The following is a 7,910-nucleotide window of genomic DNA, read 5'->3' as shown; positions in this document are numbered from 1 at the left end:
GAGCCCGGTGTGGGACGACCGGCTCGGCGGGGTGGTCGGCATGGTGACGATCGCCGAGGCGACCGATCCCCCGGTGAGCTACCTGACCCCCACCGACGGCCTGACGGCGGCCTGGCCCGGGCTGCGGGCCGTCGCGATGCCGCCGTCGCCGTTCCGCAGCCTGACCTCGTTCCAGGAGTCGGACGCGGCGGTCTTCCACGGCCGGCACACCGAGAGCGAGGAGGTCGCCGTCCTGACGGCGCGCGAGCGCTGGGTCACCGTCGTCGGCCCCTCCGGCTCCGGGAAGTCGTCGCTGGCCATGGCCGGGGTGGTCCCCCGGCGCCGTGCGGCGGGGGCGCTGGCGGTGACCCTGCGGCCGGACTCCGGCAGCAGTCCGCTGTCGGCGCTGGCCGCCGCGCTGCTGCCGTTGCTGGAGCCGGCGCTGTCGGCGACGCAGCGTCTTGAGCGGGCCCCCGTCCTGGCCGCCGTGCTGGCCGGGCCGCGAGGCATGGCCGACCTCGTGCCCCGGCTCCTGGAAATCCACGGCGCGAACCAACTGCTCCTGGTGCTGGACCAGTTCGAGGAGCTGTTGGTGCGCGGCCGGTCCGCCGTCGACGAACTGGCCGCAGTGCTGTTCACCGACACCCTGCCGAACACCGTCCGCGTCCTGACCACCCTGCGGGCCGACTTCCTGGAGGAGGCCCTCGCCCATCCGCTCCTCGGCCCGGTCATCGGCCGGCAGGTCTACGCACTCGGCCCGATGAGCCGCGAGCAGCTGCACCAGGTCGTCACCGCGCCGGTCGACGCCGTCGCGGGGGTGCGCTACGCGCCCAACCTGGCCGAGCGCCTGCTGGACGACACCGGAGCCGAACCGGGCGCGCTGCCGCTGCTGGGCTTCACCCTCGACCTGCTCTGGCGGCGCCAGGACGCCGGTCTGCTGACCCACCAGGCCTACGAGGCGCTCGGCGGCGTCAAGGGCGCGCTGGGCGCCTACGCCAACGACGTCCTGCGGTACAAGGTTTCGCCGGAGGAGGAGAAGGGGGCCGCCCGTCGTCTCTTCACCCAGCTCGTCCGGGTGCCGCTGGGTTCGCTGTCCGCCACCCGTCGGACGGCGTTGCGCACCGAGCTCGGCGAGGACGAGTGGCGCATCGCCCGGCGGCTCGCCGACGAGCGGCTGCTGGTCGTCGGGCGCAGCGCCGAAGGCGTGGACACGGTGGAGCTCGCGCACGAGGCGCTGATCAACGCCTGGGACAAGCTGCGGGCCTGGGTCGAGGAGGACCGCGCGTTCCTGGCCTGGAGGGAGGTCCTGCGGCACGACCGGGAGCGCTGGGAGCGCGGCGGGCGCGACCACGATCTGCTGCCGAAGAGGATCACGCTGGCGGGCGCCGAGCCCTGGTTGCACAGCCGGGCCGGGGATCTGAGCGAGGCCGAACGGGACTACCTGGAACGCGGTCGCGTCCACCGCCGGTCGCGCCGGCGGAGGCAGGGCACGGTGGCCGCGGCGCTGTGCGTGACGCTGCTGGCCGCCGTGACCGGGGGCGTGCTCACCGTGCGGGAACGCCACGCCACCGCCCGGGAGCGGGAGGCCACCGCCCAGAAGGCCGCGGTCGTCGACTCCAAGGATCTGGCCGCCCGCGCGCAGGCCCTCGGCGGCACCGATCCCGGACTGGCCGCCCAGTTCGCGATCGCCGCCCACCGGACGTCCCCCACCCGGGAGGCCGCCGCCCAGCTGTACGACCTGAGCGGCTCGTTGCTGAACAGTGTCGTCGGCGAGGCCGGGAAGGACACCCTCGTCATGGCGACCGCCGCCCGCGCGTCCCTGGTCGCCGCGGTGAACCAGGACGGAGTGGTCCGGATCTGGGACATCGCCGACCCGGACGCGCCGGCGCTCCGCTCGACCGTCGAGGTCGGCCTGACGGGCATCGCCCTCACCCCGGACGGGTCCCACCTGGCCGCCTCGTGCGGCACCGGGGGAGGCCTGTGCCTGTGGAGCCTCGCCGACCCCGGGAAGCCCGTGATCGCGGCCCGTCTGCCCTTGGCGACCGACCCGACGGGGGAACGGGCGGGCGTCATGTCGATGGCCACCAGCGCGGACGGCACGCTGCTGGCAGCGGCCCTGGGAAACGGCGACACCCGCCTGTGGTCGATCGCCCGGCCCACCGCCCCCACGGAGCTCGCCCGGCTGCGCAACCCGACCGGGCAGGGACCCGCGGCCCTCGCCGCCGTGGCCTTCGCACCGCGGGGAAGCCTGCTCGCCACCACCGTTCTCGGCGGCAGGACCCAGCTGTGGGACATCGCCGACCCGGTCAACCCGGTCAACCCGGTCGACCCGGCCAATCCGGCCACCCTGGAGACCGGGTACAAGTCGATCGTCTTCAGCCCCGACGGCGGCCTGCTGGCCGCCGGAAGCCAGCGGGACGTCGGTCTCTGGCGGCTCGGGGACCCGGCCCACCCCGAGGCCGTCAGAGTCTCGACGGGGGGCTCCGCGAACGTGAGTGCGGTGGCCTTCAGCCGGGACGGCCGCCAGCTCGCCTACGGCGGGACGGACGTGAAGGACCCCAAGGGCGATCTGTGCTTCGTCCCCCTGTCCGCGGACAACCTGGCCCTGGTGTCCGCGAAGTCGAGCTGCATGAAGACGGCCTCCGGCCTCTACGCCATGGCCACGACCGTGGCCGGCGGGCTGCTGACCGTGGGCGCCGACGGCGTGCTGCGCCGGTGGCGCGCACCGGTCCGGCAGATCGACGAGGCCCGGCTGCCCGGCGGCCTCCCCTCCTGGTCGTTCAGCCCGGACGGCCGCCTGATGGCCGCGGCGCAGCAGGTCACCGCAACGGCGCCGACCCCGACCACGCAGTCCGTCGGGCTCTGGGACCTCTCCGCGTCCACGGGCCCCGCACTCGTCGCGACCCTGCCGGTCTCCGTGCGGAGCACCGCGTTCCTCCGCGCGGACGCGCTGCTGACCGTCGGATGGGAGGGCGAGGTCCGGCTCTGGAACGTGAGCGATCCGCACCGCCCGGTCAAGGCCGGCTCCCTCGGCACCGCCGACTTCCCCGCCACCCCGTCGACCGTCGGTGACGTGATCATCAGCTTCGGGGTGACCTGGGACGACCGCGGCCACCTCATCGCGGTGATCAGGGGCCGGGCACTCCACCTGTGGCGGGTCACCGACTCGCTCGACGCGACGGAGGTCGGCTCGATCCCCGCCCCCGACGCCGACGGCCACGACGCCGGCCTGGTGAACCACGGCCGCACGGCCTACCTGGCGAGCAAGGCCGGCTTCGACTGGTGGGACGTCAGCGACCCGGCGAAACCGAGGCGCACCGGCTCGTCGGCGATCAAACCCCCGGAGGGCTCCTCCGATTCCGGCGGCTCCGCCGACTCGCTGAACATGGGTTCCGCGCTCTCCCGCGACACCCCGGCCGGTACGGTCATGGCCGTCACGAGCACACCGGACACCAGCTGCAAGTGCTCGGCCCTGGAACTGTTCCACTTCACCGCCGGCGGCGAGCCGACGTCGAGGGTCACCGTGCCCGGTGCCTTCAACGACGTCCTGGGACTGAGCAGCGACGGCCGGCTGCTCGCCGCCGGCGCCAACAACGGAAGCGCCGTCTCCCTCTGGGACATCGGCGATCCGGGGCATACCCGGCCCGAGACGACCATTCAGACGGTGCAGGGCGTCAAGGGCGTCGAATTCGCCCAGAACGGCGCGCTCATGGCCATCTGGAACAGCGGCACCCTGGAACTCTGGGACGTCCGCAACCCCACCAGCCCCGTTCTCGTGGTCTCCGTGGCCAATCCGAGCGGCGACACGATCCGCGCGGTCGCGCTCGTGGCGACCGGGCCCACCCTCCTCGTCGCCTCCAACAGGACCGTCTCGCTGCTCGACACCGATCCCGCCAGGCTCGCCGACCGCCTGTGCTCCTACAGCAGGGGCTCCGTCAGCCCCGCCCAATGGCGCCTGTACGCGCCCGACATCGCCTACCGGAACCCGTGCCCGAGCCGCTGACAGGGCTGCGGCCGTCCTCGGCCGCAGCTGCGGACAACCCTCAGGCTCCGTGCTCCCGGGCGGACGCGATGGCCGCCCGTACCGTTTCCAGCAGGGCTTCCAGGCCCTGGGCCCGCTGCCATTCCTCGGCCGAGAGGTGCCAGGTGTGCTGCGTCGCCGGGGCCTCGGGCGGACCGGCGACGACCTCGACGGTCCGCCTCCCCTTCCGGTCGGGGCCCGTGACCCGCAGGTCCGTGTTCCGGATGTGGAACCGCTTCGGAGAGCTCCCGAAGACCTCCAGGACCCGGCCGTCGAACGTGTAGAACTCTCTGCCTGCCCTGGCCGTGATCTCGTCGGTCATGGGGCGACGCTACACGCGGGACCCGCGGCTGTCAGGCCTCCGTCCGGCGGCAGGTCCGTCACCGCTCCGGCCGCGGGGCGTGTCACGTGATCCAGGTACCGCCGCTCCGGCACCGGATCTTCGTGACTGTCCGTGACCATCGCGGCTCGGCAAGATCTACCTCACCGAACGGAACGCCGGCAGGAAGGCGGACCGGACAGGTGGCGGCGGTGACGCCCCCTGGCCGCCCGCACCCGTACCGCGTTGTGCCGGTCCGCCTGACGCTTCCTCCGAACTCGTCCGAAAGCAGCCCATCATGAGCGCCGTTAGCGCCCGCCTGAAGAAGTCCGCCACCGCCACCGCCCTGGCCGCCAGCCTCCTCGCCGGGGCCGGTACGGCTCTGGTCGCGGCCCCGGCCCCGGCCGTCGCGGCCGACTGCGCCGGCAAGGACGGCGTCGGGGGTGGCAACTGCACCAGCGCCCTGATCGGCGCCGTCTCCGACACCGTCAAGTTCGTCGTCGGTGCGGCCAAGCAGGCGAAGATGGAGAACGCCCAGTTCACCCAGGCCCTGGTCACGAAGCTGAGCAGTGCCGCGCCCGGCTACAACGTCCTCGTCTTCAAGTACGACGGGACGGACGCCTTTGACACCAAGTGGTTCAAGAACGACTACTCGGCGAACATGCGGGGGGTGATGTTCGAGGACGACGTCAGGCTGGAGCACCACGACAAGGAGGGCGGGCCGCAGGGCTACGACGACTTCAAGGTCTGGGTCTTCGCGGGCGAATCGGACTTCGTCAACTACGGTGACGGCGGCTTCATGAACTGGGCCTTCATCGGCCACGACTCGGACACCAGCGGCCACGGGGGCCGGCACATCCACTTCCCGGCCCGAGTGGTGCCGGGGTCCACCAGCGGCTCCACCCCGCCGCCCGGAACCCCCTCGACGCCGCAGGTGCCGATCGGCGGCCAGGTCATCACCGTCCCCGCGGTCCCCATCAGCAGCCCGGAGACCCCCGGCATCCCCGCGCACGAGACCGGCGACACCGGGAGCAGCATCCCCGGCGGCCACATCCGGATGGGGTTCGGTGTCGCCGACTCGGGCGCCGCCCAACTGGGCGGCACGCTGCGCCCGAGCGTCAAGAACGGCCGGGCCCCCGCCGCCAACGGCTCCGCGAGCGGCAGCCCGGTCACCGCCGCCACCAGCACCGCCGCCAAGTCCACCGGCTGGGTCTTCACCCAGGACGCCGGCGGGCTGTACAAGATCACCAACGCCGTCACCGGCCTGGCCCTCACCGAGAACACCAAGAGCTACCTGGCCGAGGCGCGCCCCTGGACGGGCTCCGCCGCCCAGAGGTGGGAGGTCTTCGCGTTCGGCGACGGCGAGTACCAGATCCGCGTCAGCGCCGACGACTGCCTCACCTACGACGAGGACAACAAGGCCCTCGGGGTCTGGACCTGCACCAACGACTGGAACCAGCGCTGGACGATCAAGGCCTGACCGCCCCTCGCCCGACTCCGCGCCCGACTCCGCGCCTGGCCCCGCGCCTGACTCCGCCCCTGCCGGGACCCGCCGGCGGGGGCGGGCCCGTGTCCGGCCCGACATCGCGCACGCGCCCCGGGGCCGCGTCACGAGGCGGGGAGGCCATGGCCGTGGGTGAAGGCGAACAGTGCCAACTGCATGCGGGTGGTGGCGCCGGTCTTGCTACGGATCCGTCGGAGGTAGGTGTCGACGGTGTGCGGGCTGAGCTGGAGGCGGCGCGCGATGGTGTCGTAGGTGGCTCCTCGGGCCAGCAGCTCCAGCACCTCCACCTCCCGGCGGCTCAGGGCGGGGGTGGCGGTGGCGGGTCGGGACATCGGGGCACTCTCCTGGCTGAGGGGACGTCGAACGGGAGCGGTGGTCACGGCGACCGTTCAGTAGACGGGCTGGCAGGAGGGGGTCGCGCACGAGCCGCCCCACGAGGTGTCGTCCGCGTGAACGTTGCGGGCCGCCGTCGGCTGGTCCTGCGGAACGGCGAGCGCGGCGGGGGCGCTGATCCCGAGAAGGGCCGCGAGCAGTACGGCGGCGGTGATGAAACGCTTCATGGAGTCCTCCTGGAGGGAACCTCAACGGTTCGCCGAGCGGGTCCCGGCCTGTGATCTAGCATGTCGGCGAGATGATCACGCGCCTACGGGCCGACCACCTCACCAAGCTGGGTGGCAGCAAAGTGACTGGGGGATGTACATGGATGTTTCCGGCGAACCGGACGATCGGGCGGGCGGAACGGAACCCGATCAGGTCGACGCGGCGGTCTACTCCTGGGTACTGGAACACCACCGGCTCGAACCCGCCGCCATCGCCGCAGACTTGGGACTGGACCCGGACCGGGCCGCCTCCTCGGTACGCAGGCTGAGCGCCCTGCGCCTGGTGTACCCGGACCCGCAGGACCCGGCGGCGGGCTACGCCGTCGCACCGGAGGCCGCGATGGCCCGGCTCGCCGCCCCCGTCGAGGCCCGGATCCGGCGCGAGCAGGAGGAGCTGGCCAGGGGACAGGCCCAACTCGTCGGCTTCTTCCCCCACTACCGGCGGAGCGGGCGGATGGCCGGCGCCGGTGAGGGGATCGAGGTCATCAGCAGCCTGCAGGAGGTACGGGCGGCACTCGACCGGGCCTCGGACAGCTGCCGGAGCGAGGTACTGGCCAGCCAGCCCGGTGGCGGAAGCCGCGTGCCGGAAGCCATGGAGGAAGCACTCGGCCGTGACCGCGCCCTGCTCGCCCGCGGGGTGCGGATGCGCACGCTCTACCACCACACCGCACGCTTCAACGGCCCCAGTCAGGCGTACGTGGAAGCGGCCTCGCCGCTCGGCGGCGAGTACCGCACCGTCCACGAGCTGTTCGGCCGGATCATCGTCTTCGACCGCGAACTCGCCTTCATCCCCGCGAGCGACGGCTCCTGGGGCGCGGTGGCGGTCCGTCAGGAGTCACTGGTCGCCTATCTGTGCGAGATCTTCGAACAGTCCTGGTCGTGTGCCAGGCCGTTCTCCGCCGCCACCGAGGACGGCCTGGAGCAGGTCTCCCAGGAGATCGACCGGACCATCCTGCGGCTGCTCGCCGCCGGGCTCAAGGACGAGACGATCGCCCGCCGCCTCGGGATGTCTCTGCGCACCGCGCGGCGTCACATCGCCGACATCATGGGACAGTTGGACGCCGAGAGTCGGTTCCAGGCCGGTGTGGCCGCCGCTCGTACCGGGCTGCTGGGCGAGTAGCGACACCCCGGGAGGCAGGGGTGCGGGGGTGGCCGGGTCACTCGGGTGGCAGGGTCACGTGAGTCCGGGACCGGAGGCGCGGGACCGGGTTCGCGTGACTGTCCCGGCGCCACCACCGGAATCCATGATGGAGCCCGGCGAAGGGAAGCCTCCCGACGCGAGGCTCCGGAACGGAGGACGACGGTGCAGTGGGGGCCGGACGATCAGGAGAACGAACCGGCCGACGAGAGCGGCTACCTCCGGGAACTCGCCGCGTTCCTTTCGGCCCGGTCCGGTGGAGGACCGGCCGTCCTGTGGACGGACTACGAGCCCCCCGTCACCTCCGCGTGCGCCGTTAGCATGACGCGCATGCCTGACGACGATCTGAT

Annotated in this window: 6 protein-coding genes and 1 pseudogene; 4 read left to right on the top strand and 3 right to left on the bottom strand. The window is 72.8% G+C overall.

Annotated features, from left to right (window positions below; genetic code table 11):
* A pseudogene (locus ACIQOV_RS17180) lies at window positions 1-3,982 on the top strand (hypothetical protein); the annotation flags it as partial.
* 40 nt (window positions 3,983-4,022) lie between these two features.
* Here the strand turns inward: ACIQOV_RS17180 and ACIQOV_RS17175 are convergent.
* The gene (locus ACIQOV_RS17175) at window positions 4,023-4,322 is read right to left on the bottom strand and encodes a hypothetical protein (protein ID WP_401049306.1); all 300 of its coding nucleotides are present in this window, start codon (window positions 4,320-4,322) and stop codon (window positions 4,023-4,025) included.
* Between the two features lie 295 nt (window positions 4,323-4,617).
* Here ACIQOV_RS17175 and ACIQOV_RS17170 point away from each other — a divergent pair, with 295 nt between their 5' ends.
* Complete coding sequence (locus ACIQOV_RS17170; protein WP_401049304.1) at window positions 4,618-5,799, top strand: RICIN domain-containing protein; 1,182 nt, start codon at window positions 4,618-4,620, stop codon at window positions 5,797-5,799.
* Between the two features lie 128 nt (window positions 5,800-5,927).
* Here ACIQOV_RS17170 and ACIQOV_RS17165 read toward each other — a convergent pair whose 3' ends face one another.
* Both ACIQOV_RS17165 and ACIQOV_RS17160 read right to left on the bottom strand, forming a co-directional pair.
* Entirely contained in the window at window positions 5,928-6,155 is a 228-nt protein-coding gene (locus ACIQOV_RS17165) for a response regulator transcription factor (RefSeq protein ID WP_401049302.1), read from the bottom strand.
* Window positions 6,156-6,212: 57 nt separating this feature from the next.
* A complete protein-coding gene (locus ACIQOV_RS17160) occupies window positions 6,213-6,383 on the bottom strand; it encodes a hypothetical protein (RefSeq protein ID WP_401049300.1) in 171 nt (56 codons plus the stop codon).
* Between the two features lie 133 nt (window positions 6,384-6,516).
* Here ACIQOV_RS17160 and ACIQOV_RS17155 point away from each other — a divergent pair, with 133 nt between their 5' ends.
* Both ACIQOV_RS17155 and ACIQOV_RS17150 read left to right on the top strand, forming a co-directional pair.
* Window positions 6,517-7,542, top strand: coding sequence for a LuxR C-terminal-related transcriptional regulator (locus ACIQOV_RS17155; protein ID WP_401049298.1), 1,026 nt, complete (start codon window positions 6,517-6,519; stop codon window positions 7,540-7,542).
* A gap of 183 nt (window positions 7,543-7,725) precedes the next feature.
* The coding region (locus tag ACIQOV_RS17150; protein WP_401049296.1) for a hypothetical protein at window positions 7,726-7,910 on the top strand (185 nt) is incomplete at its 3' end.

Origin of the sequence: Kitasatospora sp. NPDC091257 (genome assembly GCF_044757675.1) — a bacterium.
In the GTDB taxonomy this organism is placed as follows: domain Bacteria; phylum Actinomycetota; class Actinomycetes; order Streptomycetales; family Streptomycetaceae; genus Kitasatospora; species Kitasatospora lactacystinica.
This window is presented reverse-complemented; position numbering and strand designations above follow the sequence as displayed.